The sequence below is a fragment of the Haladaptatus sp. CMAA 1909 genome (assembly GCF_043952005.1).
Lineage (GTDB): Archaea > Halobacteriota > Halobacteria > Halobacteriales > Haladaptataceae > Haladaptatus.
Genome location: NZ_JBIOAV010000001.1, coordinates 1,378,957 through 1,398,457 on the forward strand (window position 1 = coordinate 1,378,957; position 19,501 = coordinate 1,398,457).

Annotated in this window: 24 protein-coding genes; 12 read left to right on the forward strand and 12 right to left on the reverse strand. The window is 63.7% G+C overall.

Annotated elements, in window-relative coordinates; genetic code table 11:
- Window positions 1–103: 103 nt before the first annotated feature.
- Window positions 104–418 (forward strand): spore germination protein GerW family protein, encoded by a 315-nt coding sequence (locus ACGYLY_RS07710; protein WP_395282230.1) that lies wholly within the window; start codon window positions 104–106, stop codon window positions 416–418.
- A gap of 29 nt (window positions 419–447) precedes the next feature.
- Here ACGYLY_RS07710 and cruF read toward each other — a convergent pair whose 3' ends face one another.
- The 3 genes from cruF to ACGYLY_RS07725 are packed head-to-tail and all read right to left on the reverse strand — an operon-like array spanning window position 448 to window position 3,594.
- Window positions 448–1,278, reverse strand: coding sequence for a bisanhydrobacterioruberin hydratase (gene cruF, locus ACGYLY_RS07715; protein ID WP_395282229.1), 831 nt, complete (start codon window positions 1,276–1,278; stop codon window positions 448–450).
- The gene (locus ACGYLY_RS07720; protein ID WP_395282228.1) at window positions 1,271–2,098 is read right to left on the reverse strand and encodes a prenyltransferase; all 828 of its coding nucleotides are present in this window, start codon (window positions 2,096–2,098) and stop codon (window positions 1,271–1,273) included. The genes cruF and ACGYLY_RS07720 overlap by 8 nt, the downstream gene beginning before the upstream one ends.
- Window positions 2,099–2,106: 8 nt before the next feature.
- Window positions 2,107–3,594 carry a phytoene desaturase family protein gene (locus tag ACGYLY_RS07725; protein ID WP_395282227.1) on the reverse strand — a complete coding sequence of 496 codons (1,488 nt, stop codon included), beginning with the start codon at window positions 3,592–3,594 and terminating at the stop codon, window positions 2,107–2,109.
- A 363-nt stretch (window positions 3,595–3,957) separates the two neighbouring features.
- Here ACGYLY_RS07725 and ACGYLY_RS07730 point away from each other — a divergent pair, with 363 nt between their 5' ends.
- Window positions 3,958–4,266, forward strand: coding sequence for a hypothetical protein (locus ACGYLY_RS07730; protein WP_395282226.1), 309 nt, complete (start codon window positions 3,958–3,960; stop codon window positions 4,264–4,266).
- Window positions 4,267–4,303: 37 nt separating this feature from the next.
- Here ACGYLY_RS07730 and ACGYLY_RS07735 read toward each other — a convergent pair whose 3' ends face one another.
- Both ACGYLY_RS07735 and btuC read right to left on the reverse strand, forming a co-directional pair.
- A complete protein-coding gene (locus ACGYLY_RS07735; protein WP_395282225.1) occupies window positions 4,304–5,641 on the reverse strand; it encodes an ATP-binding cassette domain-containing protein in 1,338 nt (445 codons plus the stop codon).
- Window positions 5,638–6,747, reverse strand: coding sequence for a vitamin B12 ABC transporter permease BtuC (btuC, locus tag ACGYLY_RS07740; RefSeq protein ID WP_395282224.1), 1,110 nt, complete (start codon window positions 6,745–6,747; stop codon window positions 5,638–5,640). Before btuC ends, ACGYLY_RS07735 begins: the two co-directional genes overlap by 4 nt.
- 60 nt (window positions 6,748–6,807) lie before the next feature.
- On the opposite strand from btuC, the gene ACGYLY_RS07745 reads away from it, so the two are divergent.
- Window positions 6,808–7,893 carry a PGF-CTERM-anchored ABC transporter substrate-binding protein gene (locus tag ACGYLY_RS07745; RefSeq protein ID WP_395282223.1) on the forward strand — a complete coding sequence of 362 codons (1,086 nt, stop codon included), beginning with the start codon at window positions 6,808–6,810 and terminating at the stop codon, window positions 7,891–7,893.
- Between the two features lie 81 nt (window positions 7,894–7,974).
- On the opposite strand, the gene ACGYLY_RS07750 is transcribed toward ACGYLY_RS07745, so the two are convergent.
- Complete coding sequence (locus ACGYLY_RS07750) at window positions 7,975–8,358, reverse strand: hypothetical protein (protein WP_395282222.1); 384 nt, start codon at window positions 8,356–8,358, stop codon at window positions 7,975–7,977.
- A gap of 255 nt (window positions 8,359–8,613) precedes the next feature.
- Here ACGYLY_RS07750 and srp19 point away from each other — a divergent pair, with 255 nt between their 5' ends.
- From srp19 to ACGYLY_RS07780, 6 genes are all read left to right on the forward strand, one after another.
- A complete protein-coding gene (gene srp19, locus ACGYLY_RS07755) occupies window positions 8,614–8,895 on the forward strand; it encodes a signal recognition particle subunit SRP19 (protein WP_231183839.1) in 282 nt (93 codons plus the stop codon).
- A complete protein-coding gene (locus ACGYLY_RS07760) occupies window positions 8,895–9,122 on the forward strand; it encodes an H/ACA ribonucleoprotein complex subunit GAR1 (RefSeq protein ID WP_231183840.1) in 228 nt (75 codons plus the stop codon). The genes srp19 and ACGYLY_RS07760 overlap by 1 nt, the downstream gene beginning before the upstream one ends.
- Before the next feature lie 80 nt (window positions 9,123–9,202).
- Window positions 9,203–10,216 (forward strand): presenilin family intramembrane aspartyl protease PSH, encoded by a 1,014-nt coding sequence (locus ACGYLY_RS07765; protein WP_395282221.1) that lies wholly within the window; start codon window positions 9,203–9,205, stop codon window positions 10,214–10,216.
- Between the two features lie 73 nt (window positions 10,217–10,289).
- Window positions 10,290–11,606, forward strand: coding sequence for an ATP-grasp domain-containing protein (locus tag ACGYLY_RS07770; RefSeq protein ID WP_395282220.1), 1,317 nt, complete (start codon window positions 10,290–10,292; stop codon window positions 11,604–11,606).
- 51 nt (window positions 11,607–11,657) lie between these two features.
- Window positions 11,658–11,918, forward strand: coding sequence for a hypothetical protein (locus ACGYLY_RS07775; RefSeq protein WP_231183843.1), 261 nt, complete (start codon window positions 11,658–11,660; stop codon window positions 11,916–11,918).
- Between the two features lie 99 nt (window positions 11,919–12,017).
- Window positions 12,018–12,386, forward strand: coding sequence for a hypothetical protein (locus ACGYLY_RS07780; RefSeq protein WP_395282219.1), 369 nt, complete (start codon window positions 12,018–12,020; stop codon window positions 12,384–12,386).
- 14 nt (window positions 12,387–12,400) lie between these two features.
- On the opposite strand, the gene ACGYLY_RS07785 is transcribed toward ACGYLY_RS07780, so the two are convergent.
- The 3 genes from ACGYLY_RS07785 to ACGYLY_RS07795 form a co-directional block, all read right to left on the reverse strand.
- A complete protein-coding gene (locus ACGYLY_RS07785; protein WP_395282218.1) occupies window positions 12,401–13,399 on the reverse strand; it encodes an ornithine cyclodeaminase family protein in 999 nt (332 codons plus the stop codon).
- 181 nt (window positions 13,400–13,580) lie between these two features.
- Window positions 13,581–13,802: a hypothetical protein gene (locus ACGYLY_RS07790; protein ID WP_231183847.1), complete on the reverse strand. Its 222-nt coding sequence runs from the start codon at window positions 13,800–13,802 to the stop codon at window positions 13,581–13,583.
- A gap of 277 nt (window positions 13,803–14,079) precedes the next feature.
- A complete protein-coding gene (locus ACGYLY_RS07795; protein ID WP_395282217.1) occupies window positions 14,080–15,339 on the reverse strand; it encodes an OFA family MFS transporter in 1,260 nt (419 codons plus the stop codon).
- Between the two features lie 87 nt (window positions 15,340–15,426).
- On the opposite strand from ACGYLY_RS07795, the gene ACGYLY_RS07800 reads away from it, so the two are divergent.
- The gene (locus ACGYLY_RS07800) at window positions 15,427–16,068 is read left to right on the forward strand and encodes an SdpI family protein (protein ID WP_395282216.1); all 642 of its coding nucleotides are present in this window, start codon (window positions 15,427–15,429) and stop codon (window positions 16,066–16,068) included.
- Between the two features lie 10 nt (window positions 16,069–16,078).
- On the opposite strand, the gene ACGYLY_RS07805 is transcribed toward ACGYLY_RS07800, so the two are convergent.
- The 3 genes from ACGYLY_RS07805 to ACGYLY_RS07815 form a co-directional block, all read right to left on the reverse strand.
- Window positions 16,079–16,480, reverse strand: a complete 402-nt coding sequence (locus ACGYLY_RS07805) for a pyridoxamine 5'-phosphate oxidase family protein (RefSeq protein WP_395282215.1) — start codon at window positions 16,478–16,480, stop codon at window positions 16,079–16,081.
- 87 nt (window positions 16,481–16,567) lie between these two features.
- Entirely contained in the window at window positions 16,568–16,987 is a 420-nt protein-coding gene (locus ACGYLY_RS07810) for a DUF3054 domain-containing protein (RefSeq protein ID WP_395282214.1), read from the reverse strand.
- 23 nt (window positions 16,988–17,010) lie between these two features.
- Complete coding sequence (locus ACGYLY_RS07815; RefSeq protein ID WP_395282213.1) at window positions 17,011–17,601, reverse strand: class I SAM-dependent methyltransferase; 591 nt, start codon at window positions 17,599–17,601, stop codon at window positions 17,011–17,013.
- A gap of 103 nt (window positions 17,602–17,704) precedes the next feature.
- On the opposite strand from ACGYLY_RS07815, the gene ACGYLY_RS07820 reads away from it, so the two are divergent.
- Both ACGYLY_RS07820 and ACGYLY_RS07825 read left to right on the forward strand, forming a co-directional pair.
- Entirely contained in the window at window positions 17,705–18,250 is a 546-nt protein-coding gene (locus ACGYLY_RS07820; RefSeq protein WP_395282212.1) for a GNAT family N-acetyltransferase, read from the forward strand.
- A 112-nt stretch (window positions 18,251–18,362) separates the two neighbouring features.
- A complete protein-coding gene (locus ACGYLY_RS07825; protein WP_395282211.1) occupies window positions 18,363–19,475 on the forward strand; it encodes a DsbA family protein in 1,113 nt (370 codons plus the stop codon).
- Window positions 19,476–19,501 lie beyond the last annotated feature (26 nt).

Here is a 19,501-nt window from a genome sequence, read left to right on the forward strand (position 1 = left end):
TATGTACCTATTTGTGCCATATTGTCCACATTAGTCAGATGTTGTTCGGAATGGATAGTATGGCATCCGAAATCATTTGTCCCTCCTTCGTTTTCGGGGAAATATGGACGCATTCGAACGACTCGAAGCCCTGCTCCGGCAACTCCGTCGAAACGTGGGGGTCGAAACGGTGTACGGAACACCGATACAGATCGGCAATCGAACGATCATCCCCGTCGCGAAGGTCGGCTACGGGTTCGGTGGGGTCGGGGGCACGAACGGCAGTCGAATGGGCGGCGGCGCGGGGGCAGGGCCGGTCGGCGCGCTCGAAGTATCGCCCGAGGGAACGCGATTCGTGCGGTTTTCCGATTCGCGGCGGACGCTCGCGGCCCTCGGCGTCGGAATCGCCCTCGGCCTCCTCGTCGGCTATCGAAACTGAACGGGTTCCCTCATTCCTCTATTTCGCGCTCAGCGGGACGTTCCAGTCGGTCGGAAGACGGCGAAGTCGAACCGGTCGATTCTCCTGAGACCGACGAACAACAGGACGGCGATACCCGCCGGAATCCAGTTTCCGAAGTAGGCGTTCATCGCGCCCCAGAGGATGACGAAGCTCACCATGTCGTCCAGCATGAACTCGCAGTCGTCGAGCCTGTCGCGGAGCGCCCGCCAGTCGAAGCCGAGTTCGACCAACCCGACCGCGACGGCACCGCTGACGATCCAGCCGAGATAGTTCATGAGCGGGACGCCGTAGTACGCCCCGCCGTCCGCGTACGCCCAGAAACCGAGCGCGACGGCCGCCGGGTCCAACACGAGGTCGATGACCACGACGACGGCGAGCGAGGCCGCGAATCGGGCGAACCGCGAGTCCGCCCGCGGACCGAGGAGAAGGAGACAGAGCAGGTAGCTGTTCAGCACGAGCGGGAAGAAGAACACGGGTAGTCCCGCCGGAACCGTCCCGAACAGCATCGGCCCGAGTTCGAGGACGTAGTGGAAATCGCCGTAGGGGTAGCCCGTCGTCACGCCGACGAACTCGATGAGATAGGTGTACGCCGTGAGCAGGATGAGCGCGATACCCGCCCGCCGGTCCACGAGCGGCGCGAACCCGGCGACGAGCGGCGAGCGCATGACGAGCGTCCCGAAGATGATGAGGAAGGGGTTTCGCGCGAGCCACGCGGGAACCCACGCTTCGTAACCCACCACGAACAGCAGGGCACCGATGAGCGGGAAGACGACGGCGATGGTGAAACGGTTCTCGCGGACGAGCGCGGAAAACCGCGCCTCCGCAGCGCGTCTATCCACGGAGGACACCCCACAGACCGCCTACGGTCAGGGCGGCCCCGACGGCGGTGTTGATGGCCGGATACCACCAGTAAGCGCGCGTGATGTTCACGTCGCGGGCGACCCACACGACGACGAGGAGGGGATACGCCAGCAGAAGCGCTCCGGCGCGAACGTCGAGGAGCGCGAACAGGCCCGCCGCGAGGAGCCAGCAACTCGCACAGTAGGCGAGGGTTCGGGACTCGCCCAAAACCGTCGCCGTCGTTCGAATCCCGGCGCGATGGTCGGGGTCGATATCGGGAATCGCGGAGAACGTGTGCATCCCCATCGCCCAGAGCCATCCGCCGGTCACGGCGAGGAACGGCGGTTGCGTCCCGGACAGCGCGGCGTAAGCCGCCGCACCCGGAAGGACGTACAGTCCGTTCGAGATCGAATCGAGGAACGGCGTCGTCTTGAACCGGAGTGGCGGCGCGGAGTACTCCGCACCGAGGACGAGAAAGCCGACGAGCCACGGCCACGCCGCGGACGGCGTGACGAGCAGGAATCCGACGCCGAGGGCGGCACAAACCGTGACCGCAATCGGAACCGCCCTGTCGCCGCGATACCGCGATTCCCGCTCCGCTTTCTTCGGGTTCCCCTCGTCGACGTCGGCGTCGAACACGTCGTTGATGCCGTAGAGGAAGACGTTGGCCGGGAGGAGGAAGTAGACGAAGAGGGCGACCGAGATGGGGGAGAGCAGATCGCTGACGGTGGACGCGCCGTAGGTGAGGCCTACCAGTACCGGCCCGGCGAGATAGAGCCAGAAGCGCGGCCGCGACAGCGTGAGGAGGGAACGGAGCACGGTGGAAGTTAGTAATCCTCGACCATGGCGTCTGCGGTGTGCTGACCGCCGATGAGACACATCGGGACGCCGATGCCGGGCGTCGTGTACGATCCGGTGAAGTACAGGCCGTCGACCTTCGGCGAGCGATGGCCGGGACGCATCGGCCCGGTCTGCAGGAGCGTGTGGGCGAGTCCGAGCGCGGTTCCCTTCGTGCTGTTGTAGCGGTCGGCGAACTCCGAGACGGAGAAGGACTTCTCGAAGACGATGCGGTCGCGGAGCGAAACGCCCGTGTTTGCCTCGATGTCGTCCAACAGCTTTTCGCGGAACTGCTCGCGTATCGCCGGGCCGTCGGGGAGTCCGGGCGCGATGGGAACGAGCGCGAACAGGTTGCTGTGGCCCTCGGGTGCCACCGTTTCGTCGGTTTTGCTCGGCACGCAGAGGTAGTAGGCGGGGTCGTCCGGCCACGACGGGTCGTCGAATATCTCCTCGAAGTGGTCGTTCCAGTTCTCGGGCAGGACGAGCGTGTGGTGGGCGAGCGGTTCCACGTCTCCCTCGACGCCGAGATACAGGAGGAACGCCGACGGCGCGTACGTCCGTGACTCCCAGTAGTCGGCGTCGTACTGCCGGGACTCCGGCGGGAGGAGTTCCTGTTCCGTGTGAGCGTAATCCGCGTCGCTCACCACGAGGTCTGCGGCGAGTCGTTCGTCGCCGCTGTGGACGAAGAAGTCCCCCTCGTTGCCCGTGATGTCCGTCACCTCGTAGTCGGTTCGGAACTCGACGCCCAACTCCTCGGCGAGTTCGACGATGCCGTCCACGACGCCGCCGAGGCCGTCTTCGGGGTAGTAGACGCCGAGGTTGAAGTCCACGTGGCTCATTAAGTTGTAAATCGCGGGCGTGTTGTTCGGCGACCCGCCGAGGAAGACCAGCGTGTACTGCATTATCTGCTGGAGTCGCGGGTTATCGAAGTACCCCTCCACGTGGTCCTGCATCGAACCGAGGAGGTTCAGGCCGCGGGCGTTTCTCGCGACGTCCATCGAGACGTAATCACGAAACCGGGAGCGGTCGGTGTAGACGAAGTGTTCCATCCCGACGCCGTAGTTCCGCTCGGACTGGTCGAGATAGCGTTGCAACGCCTCGCCAGCGCCCGGTTCGATGGACTCGAACAGTTCCTTGTTCTTCTCCAGTTCGGGGAGGATATCGACGGCGTCGGTTTCCTCGCCGTCGGTTTTGAAGAAGATGCGATAGTGCGGGTCGAGTCGTTCGAGACGGTAGTAGTCGCCCGGCGTGCGGTCGAAGTGCCCGAAGAACCGCTCGAACACGTCGGGCATGAGGTACCACGAGGGTCCCATGTCGAACCGAAACCCGTCCGCCTCCAGCCTGCTCGCGCGCCCGCCGAGCTGTTCGTTCTTTTCGAGGACCGTCACGTCCGCGCCCGCATCGGCGAGATAACACGCGGTCGAAAGCCCACCGAAGCCACTTCCGACGACGATCACGGCGCTGTCCGCGAGGTTCATACCGGACGTCAGGGTTCGAGTCAGATAAAAACGACTCCCGGACGTGTTGGGTTTCGCGCGAAAACGATCGGATTTTCGACCGTTTAGTCGGCGTATAACAAAGGTGGCGAGTATCCTACGGTAAGATGCGCCCCTTCCTGACTCGGGCGCGTTCAGGTGTCAGTGTGAACGTGAATCTCGGCGGCGCCGGAGGCTCTGGCGGGAGGTTGGCTTCCTCCCAAAGTGTCACCAATCCTCCCACGTAAGTTCTCATCCCGGGAGATCGTAGACCCACACGGCACTCTCTCACTTGCTTTCCGTGAAAACCTTCGATAGACTTATGTGTTGACGCTCCGCCATGAGTATCAACAGGGTCAATCCCACGTGGAGTTAGACGCATTCTTTCTGTTGTTGGGTGTCGCCGCGCTCTCGTTTCTCGCCGTCGTTTCATTGTACGTCGTCTGGTCGCGAATCGTCGGTCTGGACCCGACGGTCGCACAGACGTTCGCCTCGCTCAGCGGCATCAAACGGTTTTTCACGGCGCTCCTTTCGGGTGCCCTCCTCGGAACCGCGGCGGTCATCGCGCCGTCCGTTCCGGTCGGCGTCGCGGCCATCGTCATGCTCGCGGCGAGCACCTTCGCCGCCCTGATGCTGTTCGAACTGGTTCAGCGACGCCACGCGAATCGAACCTGACTTCCGACGCAAACCCATCCCGCTTGGGCACAGAGAGTCACACAGCGTCGGAAACCGCGGAGAGCAAATCGTCCGGGGAGACGACCGTCGCTCGCTCACAGAGCGCCCGGTACCGCACCGCCGCATCGCTCCCGGCGTAGTTTCGCTCCTCGAAGGGACGTTCTTCCACGACGACGACCGATTCGGCGTCGGCGACGGCTTCCAGATTCGCCACGTTGCCCGCCCCGATTTCCACGTCGGCGAGGACGGTCACGTCGGCCGAACGGATCCGGCGTTCCACGGCGGCATGCGCGTCCGCCCCGATGGGTGCGAAGGGTTCCTCCGTCACCGTATCGAGTCCGAGTAGCCGTGCGGTTTCGAGGTCGGAATCGCCCTCGTTCAGCACGCCGACGGACACCTCGTACCCCGCCGCGGAAAGCAGATAGAGGAGACGCGAGACCGTTCCGCCGCCCCCGACGACGTGAACTCGACCGCTACTGGCGTCCGCACCGTCCTCACCGTTGCTTCCGGCAGGTCGCTCGGGCAGTGCCGTCACGTACGTCGAACCGGTGACAGGGTGTCGGGAGACGACTGCGCGGGCGTCGAACGCTTCGCGGAGCGTTTCCTCTTCGAGGACGGTCGTGGGCGAACCGCTGGCGAGTACCGACCCGCCCGCGAGGAGCAGGAGTTCGTCGCAGTAGTGGGCGGCGAGGTTCAAATCGTGAATCGCGGCGACGACGGTTTTCCCGTCCGCGACGAGTTCGCGGACGAGTTCGAACGTTCGGACTTGGTGATTGATGTCGAGGCTGGCCGTCGGTTCGTCCAACAGGAGGACCGGGGTGTCCTGTGCGAGCGCTCGCGCCAGCAACACGCGCTGGCGCTCGCCGCCGCTGACCTCGGTGATGGAGCGGTCGGCGAACGAGGACACCTCGGTTCGGTCCATCGCGCGCTCCACGATGTCCGTTCCCGTTCCCATGTCTATTCTCGCTTCCCCGTCCGTTCCCGTTTCCCCGTCCGTCTCCGCTTTCCCGTTCGTTCCGTCGTTTCGGGTCCCCGCTTCCCTGATTTCGCTTCCGAAGCGGGTTCGGTACGGGTTTCGACCCATCGCGACCACGTCGCGCACGTCGAAGTCGAACGAGAGCGAGGTGTCCTGTGGCACCGTCGCCACGCGGCGACTCGCGGCCTTCGAGGAGAGGGAACCGACGGCCTCGCCGTCCACGAGGACGCGACCCGAGTCGGGAGACAGAACGCCGTTCATCGCGCGGAGGAGCGTCGTTTTTCCAGCACCGTTCGGTCCGACCAGGCCGACGAACCGTCCGTCGTCGACCTCGGACGACACGCCGTCGAAGATTTCGGTGCCGCCGAGCGTTACCGAGACGTCCTCGATTCGAATCACAGCGAGCGCACCTCGCGTTTGCGGAGCAGGTAGAGGAAGAAGGGCGCGCCGAGGAAGGCGGTGACGATGCCGACGGGGAGTTCGGCCGCGCCGACGGCCGAGCGGGCGACGGTGTCGGTTGCGACGAGAAAGACGGCCCCGGCGAGCGCGCTGGTGGGGAGCAGGATCCGGTGGTCCGGGCCGACCAACAGGCGCATGACGTGCGGAACGACGAGGCCGACGAAACCGATGACGCCCGACACCGCGACTGCGGCGGCGGTGACGACGCTGGCGACGGTCAGCAGCAGGCGCTTCGTCCGCTCGACTTCGACGCCGAGGTTGTGGGCGTCCTCCTCGCCCAACAGGAGCACGTTGAGGTCGGCGGCGAACGCGAGGAGGACACAGAAGCCGAGGACGGCGACGGGGAGTGCGATCCAGACTTTCGTCCACGACGCGTTGTGGAGGTGGCCCATCAGCCACAACACGGCCTCGCGGAGGCTTCGCCCGCTTCGCAGAAGGAGGAAAGACACGACGGCCCCGAGGAGGGTCTGTACGGCGATACCCGCGAGGAGCAGGGTGGCGACGGGCGTTCGCCCGTTCTGCGTCGCCAGCAGGTACACCGCGAATGCCGCGACGATAGCGCCGCCGAACGAGAAGATCGGGAGCGCGAAGGGTATCGAAATCGAGAGCGCGATGGTCGCAACCGCGCCGACGGCCGCCCCGGAGGAGACGCCGATGATGGACGGGTCAGCCATCGGATTGCGGAAGAACCCCTGCATCACGACGCCCGCGGTGGCGAGGGCGAACCCGACGACCCCGGCGAGGGCGATTCGCGGCAGTCGAAGCCGAACGACGATGATTTGTGCGGTGTGGGGAACCGCGAAGGAGAAGAGGTGTCCGTACCGAAAGTCGAAGGTGGGAACGCCGACCGTCAATCCACCGGGTACGACGAGCGCCCGCGTTCCCAACCGAAGACCGGTCGGTATCGCGATCGCGTTGAGGATGGCCTTCCCGACGACGAGGGGCGAGAGCGACGTCGGACCGATGGCCGCGCTCACCAACACGACGGCGACGAGCGCCGCCGCCAATCCCGCACACCACGTCGTCACGCGCGTCCCGTATCGCATCTCTCTGAAAGTGAAGTTGCTTTAGATAAATATTTATTGAATACGGCCGACGCCCGATGTATGCGACACCTACTGCTGTCCGCACTGGTGCTCCTCGCCGCGACCGTCGGCTCCCTCGGGGTTGGCGTCGGCGCGGGCGTCGCCGGTGCGCAGGAGACCTGCTCGTTCCCGGTCACGAAGACCGACGCGACGGGCACGAAGGTCACGATAGAAGAGGAACCGAGCCGAATCGTCACGCTCTCGCCGAGCGCGGCCCAGACGATGTGGAAGATCGGCGGGAAATCGAAGGTCGTCGGCGTCTCCAAATACTCCGCGTACCTCGACGGGGCGAGCGCGAAAACGAACGTCTCGGGTGCCGGAATGACGGCGGTCGTTCCCGAGAAGGTCGTCTCGCTGAACCCGGACCTCGTTCTCGCGCCGAACGTCATCTCCGACGAGACGGTGAAAAAGCTCCGGAATGCCGGGCTGACGGTGTACAAGTTCCGCGAGTCGAAGTCCATCGACGACATCTACGCGAAGACCGAACGCATCGGCCGACTCACCGGCGAGTGCGGCGGCGCGAAGGAAACCGTCTCGTGGATGAAAGAGCGTATCGACACCATCCATCAGGCCGTCGAGGGCGAGGACAGCCCGAAGGTCATGTACGTCATGAGCGGCGGGTTCACCGCCGGGAAGGACACGTTCATGGACACCATCATCACGCAAGCCGGCGGGACGAACGTCGCCGCGGAAGCCGGAATCGAGGGGTATCAGCAGATAAGCAGCGAAGTCGTCGTCGAACAGCAACCCGAGTGGTTCATCGTCTCGGCGGGCGCGAAGGTCCCCGAGGACTACAGTGACACCCCGGCCGCGACGGGGAACAACACGGTCGCGCTGAACCCGAACTACGTGAGCCAACCCGCCCCGCAAATCGTCACGCCGATCACGAAACTGGCGAAGACGCTCCACCCGGAGGCGTACGCGCAGGCCAACGTCACCACGACGGCGGCAGACGAAACGGAAACGACCACGGACGCGATGGACTCGAAGACGACCACGACCACGCACGCCGCCACGACGACGCAGTCCTCCGGCCAACCCGGTTTCGGCGTTCCCGTCGCCATCGTCGCCGTCGCGCTGGTCGGACTGCTGACGCGTCGCGACTGAATTAGGGTTCGTTTAAATTTTCAACCTCCATTTTTACTTCTACAGGTCCCTCGAACGGAACCGTGGCGTCGAAATCGTCGTTCAGACGAAGTACGAGAGTCCAGCATCGACGAGGACCACGAACGCCAGTATCGACCCGGATGCGATGGTAAACGGACCGCCCCAATACACACCCGAAGCGGATACGGCGTAGTCGTAAACCACCCACAGACCGACGAGTAGACACGGGACGGCGAGCAGGCCGAGAACGATTTCTACCGGCGTTCGGGACGCTGACCGTAGTAGAACGACCAGTGCGAGAACGAACGGCAATCCGACGAGAACAGCTAGCGAAAGGGAATCATCGCTCATCAATGTACCACTCGCCAGAGACGAGAGCACCGCCGGAACGGGAATCGGATCGAGAATACCGACGACGAGGACGGCGACGACGAGTACCAATCCGGCGAGCACGTATGAGCTCACGCGAACCGCCCGGTGTGAAATAATGTCCATTCTTCTACCAGTCATCGATTCGTCTTTTCCACTTAAATCTACGTTTCGCCACTACCGAGGCCCGTTCCCGAAATCGGAATCATCGAATTCACGGTTGCAGTCCGCTGCAAGGGTTCCAGTTCGGCAGGGGCTCGACCGAGTGATGGGAGTGCCCCGTATCAACGGACGAACCACCCTCGGCGTGACACGAAAAGGCGTTTAACGCGGGACTGTGGAGAGGTAGGTATGGTCGAGATAGTCATCTGGCCCGCCTACATCGACGCGGCGTTGACCCGCGGCGAGGGGCGGCGGGTGCCCGAGCGGTCCGCCGTCGAGGACCCGACGGTGGACGAGATAGCCCGAGCAGTACAACAAGTCGGCTACGATACGGTCATCGAACGCGACAAGGCCTACTCCCGCGAGGGATGGGAAGCGCGTGGCCGGGTCTTGGTGCAAAACGCCGACGACTCCTCGAAGAACGACCTCATTCAGGCCGTCGCCGCGTACGTCACGGCCATGCGAAACTGATGCAGCGACTCGGACAGGTCGTTCGGACGGCCCAAGGACTCGCCATCGTTCGGTCGCCGAGCGAGGAGTATCCGAACATCGGAACGAACGTGGTTGACGAGGGACTGTCGACGGTCGGTCGAGTCGTCGACGTGTTCGGCCCCGTTTCGCGACCGTACGTGGCGGTGTCGCCGGACGAGGAAACCCAACTCGCGACACTCGTCGGATCGAAACTGTACGCCCGCTAGCGGTTTCGTGTACGGTTCGTGACCTACCAGTCGCCCGACGAACCCAAAACCGCAAAGAGGGGGCACTTCCTTCTCCGCGTATGGATACTCGAACGCGGGAGTTCGTCGCCTCCGGGTTCACCGTCGCCATCTTTCTGGCGGTGCAACTCGGCGCGTTGGCGCTGGTAGAGCCGTTCAAATCGGCGGGCTACCAGACGGTGGAGGACCCGTCGAACCCGACGAACAGCCTCGTCTACATCGGCGTCATCCTCGTCTTCACGGCGGGAATGTTGTTGGTCATCAAACTCGGCGTGGAGTGGATTCTCCGCGCCATCATCATCGTCACGAGCGGGATGCTCTCGCTCTACGTGTTCAGCGTGGTGATGCCGGACGTCGTAACCGTGACGCTCGGCGGAACGGCGTTCAACGTTGTCGCGTGGGGTGCCGCCGCGCTCGTTTCGGTCGCCCTCCTGCTCTATCCCGAGTGGTACGTCATCGACTCGGCGGGCGTCGTGATGGGGGCCGGGGCGGCAGGTCTGTTCGGCATCAGTTTCGGCCTGCTCCCCGCAATCCTCCTGCTCGCGGTGCTCGCGGTGTACGACGCCATCAGCGTCTACGGGACGGAACACATGCTGACGCTCGCCTCGGGCGTGATGGACCTGAAGATACCCGTCATCCTCGTGATTCCGCTGTCGCTTTCGTACTCCTTCATCGAGGACACGGTACAGGCCACGAGCGAAGGAGCGGTGAACGAGGACGAGGTGAACCAAGAAGCGATGGACGGCGGCGAGAACGCGGAACGCGAAGCGGTCGCCGAAGACCACAGTCGAGACGCATTCTTCATCGGCCTCGGCGACGCCGTCATGCCGACCGTGATGGTCGCCAGCGCGGCCTTCTTCTCTCCCGCCGAACCGCTCGTTTCGGGTCTCGCGCTCAACCTGCCCGCCCTGACCGCGATGGTCGGGACCCTCGTCGGACTGGTCGTCCTCCTCTGGATGGTCATGAAGGGTCGAGCACACGCCGGACTGCCCCTTCTGAACGGCGGCGCTATCGGCGGCTACCTCCTCGGCGCGTTGGCGAGCGGGATTCCGTTGTTGAAAGCGCTCGGGCTGTAACAGGACCGTTTTCGGACTTCTCACGCTTTCCGACCGACGAAACGGACAGGCTCACACCGTTCCTAGGTCGCCCATGACACGCACGCTCGACACCACGGTTCGGGTCGGCGTCCTGAGCTTTCACAACAGCAAGGAGACGAAGGCGATTTTGAACGCGGTGGAGGACCTCGGCTACACGCCCGTTTGGCTTCGAAAGCGAAACACCCGGATTCAGATAATCGGCGACGAACCGCGACTCGAACCGGACGTGGATATCGTCGTCAATCGACTGCTGTTGACGACCGCGGAGCATCCGCTCGAACTCCTCGAAATCGCCAACACGGTCGCCGGACTTCGCCCGATTGTCAACCCGCCGGACGCCGTGCTGACCGCGATTCACAAGTACGCGACTGCAGTCAGACTGTCGAACCACGGCGTCAAAACGCCGGATTCGTACCTCGGCCTGTCCGCCGCCACGTTCGCCGAGGGTCGGCGCTATATCGGTGGCCCGATGCTCCAGAAGGCCGGAATCGGTACGCACGGCGAAACCGCGTGGAAGATGGAGAAGAGCAAGCACCCGACGCCCGTCGTCGGCAACAGACACACGTTCCTCCAGCGGTTTCTCGACCAGGACGGGAGACAGTCCGACGTTCGGGTGTACGTCATCGGCGACGAGATCGCGGGCGCGATGCGTCGGTCGGCCCCGAACGGCGACTGGCGAACGAACGTCGCACGGGGCGGGACGCCCGAGGACGTGACGGACGACCTCCCGAAGGAAGTTCGGTCCATCGCTCGGGACGCGACGCGCGTCCTCGGACTCGACGTCGCCGGCGTGGACGTGATGGAGTGGAACGGGGACTGGTACGTCCTCGAAGTCAACCCGACCGCAGGGTTTACCGGACTCTTCCGTGCGACCGGGAAAAGCGCGGCCCCGTTCATCGCCCGCTACGCAATCGAACGGGCCGGGGGTGACGTTTCGTCCGAGCGGGTCGACGAGGTTTCGCGGACGCTGGACGACTCGATTCCCGGTTGTAAGCCCGACGATTCGAACGCGGCCGACGCACGGCGAACGGTCGGCTACACGGAGTGGGTGACGGTCAACGGAACCCGCGACGCGGAGTCGACCATCGCCAAGGCGGACACCGGCGCGACCCGAACCAGCATCGGCATCGACCTCGCGTCGCGGATCGGCGCGGGTCCCATCAGGAGCAGCGCCGCCGTGAAGTTCGGGAGCGCGAAGACGCGCCGAACGCGGCCGTTAGTCGACGTCGACATCGGAATCGGAAGGAACTGGCACCGGGTCACCGCCAGCGTCGAGGACCGAAGTCACATGCGCCATCACATCATTCTCGGGCGTGACGTGCTCGCCGACTATCGCGTCGATATCCGTCGCCGTGCGAAGGAGGAGTGAGTTCGTTTCCGGCCGAAGGAGGTTTCCGTTTACTCGACTCACGAACGAACGATGCCAGACACCGGTACCGCGACCATCGTTTACGACGACCCGGATGGAGAGGTAATCGAACGAGAAGTCGAGAACGACGACATCGTCTACTTCGACGACCATTGGCTCCTCAAAGTCGGCGTAAACGACGAGGGCGACGACATCGTTCGACGGGTTCCGCGCGAGCGGGTCCACTACGTCGAGCGCTCCATCGACGAACTCGAAAAGAAGGTCGAGAGCGCCGTCGAGAAGGCGAAAGAGCAGTTCGGGTGGTCGGTCTAACCCCTGCCACCACACCTATCGATACGGCCCTCGTGGGTTTGTCGTATGCTTTCGAGCGTGAAAAACGGATTTATAGGCGGACTTTTCAGCACCGTCGTCATGACGGCGTTTCGGGAATCGGTCTCCCTGTCGTATCCGCCGACGGGGAAGTTCCTCGCGAAATATCTCGGCGGCGAACCGAACGACCACACGATCGGTGCGATAGCGCTCCACCTGCTGTACGGCGGCTTCGCCGGATGCCTCTTCTCGGTTCCGTTCGGTGAAGGGTCCAACTCGGCACTCGACACCGAGACGGAGGGCCTCATCGCCGGTCTCGGCTACGGACTCCTGCTCTCGGTGTTCGGCGAGCGAGTCATGCTCGGCCGGTTGGTGGGCGTCTCGCTCGAAGAGGACGAATCCACGATATTCCACGCCGGGCACGCGATGTACGGCCTCGCGCTCGGCGCGTGGATCGGCTCACGGTCGTGAACGGAACTGCACCGCTACTCTCCGGTCAGCGCTTCGCTCGCCGGTGAGAGCGAAATCGTCGAGCCGAGTCCCTCATCGCGTGCCTTCTCGTAGAGCATGTACGCCGCGGCGACGGTTTCGATGCCGGTTCCGCCGCTGTCGAAGACGGTGATTTCGTCTTCGGATTCCCGTCCCGGTTTCTCGCCCGCGACAACCTCGCCGAGTTCGGCGTGGATGTGATCTTCGTCCACCGCGCCGTCTTCCATCGCGGCGAGGAACGACCCGGCGTCCCGCGTCGCTCGCTCGCGGAGGTCGGGAACGTACGTGGCGCGTTCGACCGTCTTCGCGTCGAGTTCGCGCTTTTTCGGGTGATATTGGCCCATCGCGGTGACGTGCGTTCCGTCTTCGAGGAGGTCCCCGTCGAACACCGGTTTGCTGGCCGTCGTCGCGGTGATGACGATGTCCGAATCCTCGACGGCCGCGGCGCTGCTGGCGACGGCGGCGACGGACGCCGAGAGCGCCTCGTTCATCTCGGCGGCGAACGACTCGCGGCTTTCCTTCGTCGGCGAGAAGACGGAGACGGTTTCGATGTCGCGGACGGTCACGGCGGCCTTGAGTTGCCCGCGTGCCTGTGCGCCGCTGCCGATGATGGCGAGGGACGTCGCGTCCTCGCGGGCGAGGGCGTCGAGGCCGACGGCCCCCGCCGCGCCCGTCTTGAAGGGATTCATGCTCGCCCCGTCGATGAGCGCGAGCGGTCGCCCGCTCGCGGCGTCGAACAGCGGCGTCATGAACCACGCGTCGCCCGCGCCGAAGCCTGCGGAGTACATGTACCCCCCCATCGCGCCGGTTTCCGGGAGAATCGCGGAGTAGCCGGTCAGCATCCCCGCCGGGTCGTCGTTCACCAGCGTCGTTCGGGGTTTCGCGGGCGCGCCCTGTCCTCGCTGGCGATAGCCGTCACGGACGGCGTCGACGAATTCGTCCATCTCGGCCAATCCAGCAACGTCGTCGCTCGTCAAAACCAGCGTCTCGGTCATGACTCACACAACGGATGCCAGCGACAAAACCGTTGAGGGACGGAACGGAGGAAAGTGAGAAACGGATGACGGGACGCGGGAAAACGGACCCGACGGTAGAGGGAGTGTGTCGAAGGGTCGAAAACGGAACGAAGAGCGAAAGGAGAAGAGTGGAAAGGAGTGGAGAAGAGTGGAAGCCGAATTAGTCAGCGGAGTTGACTGGCGTGGACGACTGTGGATTCGGTGCGGGCGCTTCGTCGACGGGTCCGTTCACGAACAGCGCATGTCCGATGAGGAGGACCGAAACGATCGCTCCGAGCGGAACTGCGGTGGTCAGTGCGAGTCCGGCAACACTGAACGCTCCGGTGACGCCGACGAGTGCGAGCGGGATCAGTCCAAGAATGAGGTCGTAGTATCCAGTCATAATGTATTCTATAATATGCGGGGTAGGTATATAACTGTTTCCCATAGGAAAAGCAGCTGTTTCCTGTATGACTTGAGAATGCTCTCGGGAATCTACGGATTAAATACCCATAACTTATGAGGATCCATTCGGGATACAGGGTCTGAAACGCACGAATACGCCACGATAAACGGAAGAGATAATGCCCAGTAGTAATCCTTCGATCGGAGCGAATCGTGTCAACGGCAACCGTGATACCGGTTGACAGAATATTCCGGGGTGAAATTACCCTGAATAATCAGGCGCTCGCGTCCGACGGTGGGCGGAGGAACAGCGCACCGACCGCCGCCACGATGGCGAGAACGCCGCCGACGAGGAAGGCGACCGTCCAACTCGTCGCCGTGACGAGGAAGCCCGCCACCGCCCCGCCGAACAGCCCGCCCCACATCTTCCCCGAGTAGAGGAGCGCGTAGTTCGCCGAGGAGTGTTCCCGGCCGTAGTAGTCGCCCACGACACTCGGAAACAGCGTGTACTGCGGACTCCAGAAGAACGTGGCCACGATGACGGCGAAGATAAATCCGATGTTCGACCCTGCGCGTGCGAACCAGACGACCGCGAACAGGCCGACCCCACAGAGGAAAAAGGACGCCGCCATCGCCTTCTCGCGGTCGAGGCGGTCGGAGGCGTCCCCGACGAGCAGGCGACCGACGCCGCCCGCGACCGGCAACACCGTCGCGGAGACCGTCGCGATTATCGCGGCCAAATCGAGGTTCTCGGCGAAGGAGACCACCTTCGCGGTCAGCATCAACCCCGCCCCGCTAGCGCAGACGAACATGACGTACATCACCCAGAACTGCCACGTCCCTGCCATCTCGCGCCACGTGTACTGCTTCCCCGTGGCCACGTTCGACTCCGAATCCTCGTCGCCCCCGTCGGCGGTCGCTTCCAGCCATCCCTTCGGCGGGTCCCGAAGCACCACCGCGCCGACGAGAATTCCGATACCGATGAGCAGACCCATGTTCCGGAGGACGCCGGAGTAACTCGACGCCGTCGCGTTCGCCCGGACGTAGGGAACGACCAACGCGCTCCCGCCCGCGAAGGCCATCGTCCCGAGTCCGGTCGTCAGACCGCGCCGGTCCGGGAACCACTTGAGCGCGGTGTTGACCGCGACGGTGTAGACGATGCCGACACCTATCGCGCCCAGCGAATAGAGGACGTACAACTGCCAGACGCTCGTCGCACGCGACAGGCCGATATACCCCCCGCCGGCGAGGATTCCGGCGAGCAACGTCAACGCGCGCGGGCCGTGTCTGTCGCGCCACCATCCGACCGGAAACTGCGACCCCGCCTGAAAGATGACGAAGAGGGTGAACACCGCACCGAGCGCCGCTGGTTCGATCGAGAGATTGTCCGCCATGGGCGAGCGGATAGACGACCAGACGTACTGGTAGGGGCTGACGAGCCCCATCATCACGACGGCGGCGGCAACCTGCCACCATCTGGAGAAGCCGAGCACGTCTTTTGCACGTGCAGAATAATCGATATCGGTAGTACTCATGGCGAAACGGACCGACCGGAGGTCAATCAGGGTTGTGTTTGAGGAAACCCGCGTAGGTTTATAATGGAATGCGAACAATTATCGGCTATGGAGGCGAGAAAATCGTATTTCGTTGCGTGCGCGCTCGTCCTCGTTTCGTTCGTCCTCAGCGCGTACTACTACCCTCGGATGCCCGGACAGATGGCGACCCACTGGAACGCGAACGGCGTCGCCGACGGGACGATGCCGAAACTGTGGGGCCTATTGTTCCTCCCGACGCTGACCGCCGGACTCCTCGTCCTGCTCGCCGCGATTCCGCGAATCGACCCGCTCCGGGAGAACATCGCGGCGTTCCGTGAGTACTACGACCTGTTCATCGTCCTGTTCACGGCCTTCATGCTCTACGTCCACCTGCTGGTCATCCTGTGGAACCTCGGCTACCGGTTCGACTTCACGATGGTCCTCTCGCCGGCCATCGGCGTGCTGTTTTACTTCGTCGGCGCGCTGATGAGCCACGTCCAGCGCAACTGGTTTATCGGGGTCAAAACCCCGTGGACGCTCTCGAACGACGACGTGTGGAAGAGGACACACAGACGCGCGGGGCCGCTGTTCAAACTGGCGGGCGTCATCGCCGTCCTCGCCGCCTTCGTCCCGCGTTACGCCATCTACTTGATGGTCGGGCCGGTTCTCCTCATCTCCGTCTGCCTCACGCTATACTCCTACGTCGAGTATCGACGCGTCACCGCCTGAACGCAACTCCTCAGTCGCCGCCGTGGGCGATGACCTCGTCGGGGCGGATTTTGAGGAGGACTCGCGCCGTTTGAATCTCGGGTTGATACTCGTCGCCGACGTATCGTCGCGAGAGTTCGTCGATGTGTTCGCGGGCGTCGTCTTCGGTTATCTCGTCCACCTCGCCCAGAACGGAGAGCGCACGATAGCGGTCGTCGGGGTCCGTCATCCCCATTCCGACCTTCGGGTTCTCCCGTACGTTTTTCTCCTTCCGCCGGCCGCGCTCGGTGTTGACCAACACCCTGTCCTCGTCGGCGTCGTAATCGACCCACACCGGCGTCACGTGCGGCAGTCCCTCCGGCGTGAGCGTGGCGAAGTACGCGAACACCGGTTTCTCGAACAACTCCTGAAATTCCGCTGGGATGGATGACATCACGGAACCCACAGTCGGGAAGCACTTCACGCTACGGGCCACGGGAGAGGAGAGGTGAGTACGACTCGTAGAACAGGGAAGTCCGAGTTACAGCGCGTCGGAGGCGACGCCCGCCACGAGTCGCCAGACGGTCATGAAGAGCAATCCGAAGCCGAGCACGACGAGAACGAAGGTGAGCGGCGAATCGCCGTGGAAGAACGACGTCGCACGGAGGCCCGCCCCGATGAGCGCGGCGATGACCCACGTCCCGTCCGCGAACAGCACCGAACTGCGGACCGACTGGCGCGCGCGTGAACTGTACAGTCCGACGACGAGCGACGCGATTATCCACCCGATGAGGAACGGCGCGACCGTCCCGGCGAAGTGGGCCGGACTCGCGAGGATGTTCTCGTTGTGTCGCATCGCTCCGATTCCGAGGAGGACCACCAACACGATCACGTCGCCGATGACCAGTCCTGCCGTGGTTGACGAGCGGTCGAACCGTCGGGTGCCGAAGGCACTGCTCATGCCCTCGAATTGGACCGCCGGGGTTATGGCGTTCCCGATGTGCGCTTCACGCCGGCCACGGTGTAATCGAATCCGCGGTTCCGAACGCGCGGGACGAGGCCCGCCGCGTCCAACTTTCCCACCAGCGCCTCGGGCGTGAAGAACGTCGAGTCCATGCCCATCAGGTGTTCGCCGCGGACGACGAACCACCCGCGAATCGTCGCCGGATTGTATTCGCGGACGACGACCACGCCGCCCGGACGAAGGATTCGCTCGACTTCCGCGAGCGTCGCGTCCGGGTCGCCGATGTGATGCAGGGCGTCGGAGATGACGGCGGCATCGACGGATTCGCTCGCCAGCGGAAGCCTCGTCGCGTCGCCGCGAACGCAGGCCAGACCCCGAGCGTGGGCCTGTGCGAGCATTCCCGCCGACGCATCGACCACGAACCCCTCGTCCACGTCGAACGCTCGAACCGCGCGGCCGGTGCCGCCCGCGATATCGGCGACTCGTACTATCGGACGTTCGGCCTGAGCGAGTCCTTCGCGGAGGACGTCGGAGTCGGAGTCCGACGAGAAGTAATCGTAAAACCGTGCGATACGGTCGAAGTGTGCGATATCGCCGTCGGCGTAGGACATACCGGACGAACGCGCGCTACCGCATAAAATCCGGCGGGAACCGACACCCGTTCGCCCCGACCGGCCCGATGGATGGATATGTGTCGCGTCGAAACCACGGGGCATGGAGTACGCGGTACTGGGGTGGCCGGACGACGGGCCGAAACTGCGCCTCGACTACGAACGGTTCAGCTACGCGGGCAAGTTCGTGATGTCGAACACGGGGAAGGCAGTCGCCCGCGCGTCACGGCCCGAGGAACGCCCGTCCGTCGACTTCGGCGACGAATCGGTCGTCGCGGCCACCGCGTTCAACGTGGACCGCACCGACGACGGGACGGTGTGGATTCGCTACGTGACGGTCCACGCCGACCGGCGCGGCGAGGGAATCGGCTCCGAACTCGCTCGGTTCACGACGGAGCGCGTTCACGACCGAGGATTCTCTCGGGTGAAAATAGCGGTAAACAACCCCTACGCGTATCAGGCGCTCTATCGTGCGGGGTTCGGCTTCACGGGCGAGGAGACCGGCCTGGCCGAACTCGTCCTCGAACATCCGAAACCGGACGAAGAGCGCTATCAAGACGGGTTGAATCACTACCGGGAGCGTGACCTGTCGCCGGGGGAGGAAGCGTTTCTGGCGATGAAGGAAAACGAGCGTCCCCCGCGGGGCTGAAATGGGTAGACCGTGCCTGATTCGGTCGGCCACAGTTCTCACGCCCCTTGCCGTATTCATTCAGTCGTTAACGACCAATTAACGAAGATAGTGTATCCCTTCTCGTATCGCAATGAGAGACGATAGAAGACGAATACTCGGCGTCATCGGGGCGGGGCTGTCGGTCGGGGTCGCCGGTTGTTCGGCGTTTTCGATGGACGACGGCTCCGGTTCGACGAGTGAACGAACCGGCGATGAAGCAGAAACGACCACGGATCGGTTTGCCCCGACGACTTCGACCGAGGACGAAGGCGAAAACGGGACCGACTCGGAGAAGACCCTTCCGGAGAAAATCGAACCGTCGCCCGAGGCGTATCGGTCCGTTCCGCTTCCGAGCGAGCCGAGCGAACACGCGTACGCGACGATGGGATCGGACGATGCATCGGTGACGGCGGAGTTTTACGGCGCGTGGAAATGCCCGTACACGCACGATTTCGTCATGAACTTCCTACCGACCCTCATCGAGGAGTACGTCGAACCCGGCGACGTCGCCATCGAGTTCCACGCCGTCGCATACGAAGACGGCGAGGGGTTCCACGGCCCGGACGAACCGCGCGCAGCGCGCACCGGACTGGCCATCTGGAACGAGGACCCGAAGGCCTACTGGACGTTCTTCGGCACCATGTTCAAAAACCAGGACCGTTCGTCGGGGTGGGCGTCGATGGAGACGCTCGCTCGTATCGCAAAGAAAGCGAAGGTGAGCAACCTCTCCGAGATCGCCTCGCAAATCGAGGCGGGGGACTACCAGTCCCAAATCGAGAAGACGATGGACCAATTCCACGGACTCGGGATTTCGCACGTCCCGCGAATCGTCGTCGGCGACACGGTGACGGCGCCGACGGTCAAACCGAAGAAGACGAAAGCACAACTCGACGACGCGCTCGGAAAGGGGTCGGATTCGGACTCCGAAACGACCACGACCACGGAGACGACGGACGACGGGTCCGACACCACGACGGACGAGGACGGAACCACCTCCACCACGACGAGCGATGACGGCGGTTCCGATACGACGACCAATACAACGACCGACGGAACCACCTCGACGACGACCACGAGCGACGACGGGAGCACGACGACGAGCAACGAGACAACCACGACGAGTGACGGGACGACCACGACGAGCGACGGGACGACCACGACGAGCGACGAAACGACTACCACGACGACGGATTCTAGCGACTAGTCCAAAACCGATACCGCTCCACAGGT

Bases quoted from the DNA above. Each gene is read 5' to 3' on its own strand.
- ACGYLY_RS07725 (WP_395282227.1), bottom strand. From the start codon at position 3,594: ATGAACCTCGCGGACAGCGCCGTGATCGTCGTCGGAAGTGGCTTCGGT.
- ACGYLY_RS07825 (WP_395282211.1), top strand. From the start codon at position 18,363: ATGAGAGACGATAGAAGACGAATACTCGGCGTCATCGGGGCGGGGCTG.
- ACGYLY_RS07765 (WP_395282221.1), top strand. From the start codon at position 9,203: ATGGATACTCGAACGCGGGAGTTCGTCGCCTCCGGGTTCACCGTCGCC.
- ACGYLY_RS07785 (WP_395282218.1), bottom strand. From the start codon at position 13,399: ATGACCGAGACGCTGGTTTTGACGAGCGACGACGTTGCTGGATTGGCC.
- ACGYLY_RS07810 (WP_395282214.1), bottom strand. From the start codon at position 16,987: ATGAGCAGTGCCTTCGGCACCCGACGGTTCGACCGCTCGTCAACCACG.
- ACGYLY_RS07815 (WP_395282213.1), bottom strand. From the start codon at position 17,601: ATGTCCTACGCCGACGGCGATATCGCACACTTCGACCGTATCGCACGG.
- ACGYLY_RS07790 (WP_231183847.1), bottom strand. From the start codon at position 13,802: ATGACTGGATACTACGACCTCATTCTTGGACTGATCCCGCTCGCACTC.
- ACGYLY_RS07775 (WP_231183843.1), top strand. From the start codon at position 11,658: ATGCCAGACACCGGTACCGCGACCATCGTTTACGACGACCCGGATGGA.
- ACGYLY_RS07745 (WP_395282223.1), top strand. From the start codon at position 6,808: ATGCGACACCTACTGCTGTCCGCACTGGTGCTCCTCGCCGCGACCGTC.
- ACGYLY_RS07780 (WP_395282219.1), top strand. From the start codon at position 12,018: ATGACGGCGTTTCGGGAATCGGTCTCCCTGTCGTATCCGCCGACGGGG.
- srp19 (WP_231183839.1), top strand. From the start codon at position 8,614: ATGGTCGAGATAGTCATCTGGCCCGCCTACATCGACGCGGCGTTGACC.
- ACGYLY_RS07760 (WP_231183840.1), top strand. From the start codon at position 8,895: ATGCAGCGACTCGGACAGGTCGTTCGGACGGCCCAAGGACTCGCCATC.
- ACGYLY_RS07800 (WP_395282216.1), top strand. From the start codon at position 15,427: ATGGAGGCGAGAAAATCGTATTTCGTTGCGTGCGCGCTCGTCCTCGTT.
- ACGYLY_RS07820 (WP_395282212.1), top strand. From the start codon at position 17,705: ATGGAGTACGCGGTACTGGGGTGGCCGGACGACGGGCCGAAACTGCGC.
- ACGYLY_RS07805 (WP_395282215.1), bottom strand. From the start codon at position 16,480: ATGTCATCCATCCCAGCGGAATTTCAGGAGTTGTTCGAGAAACCGGTG.
- btuC (WP_395282224.1), bottom strand. From the start codon at position 6,747: ATGCGATACGGGACGCGCGTGACGACGTGGTGTGCGGGATTGGCGGCG.
- ACGYLY_RS07710 (WP_395282230.1), top strand. From the start codon at position 104: ATGGACGCATTCGAACGACTCGAAGCCCTGCTCCGGCAACTCCGTCGA.
- ACGYLY_RS07770 (WP_395282220.1), top strand. From the start codon at position 10,290: ATGACACGCACGCTCGACACCACGGTTCGGGTCGGCGTCCTGAGCTTT.
- ACGYLY_RS07795 (WP_395282217.1), bottom strand. From the start codon at position 15,339: ATGAGTACTACCGATATCGATTATTCTGCACGTGCAAAAGACGTGCTC.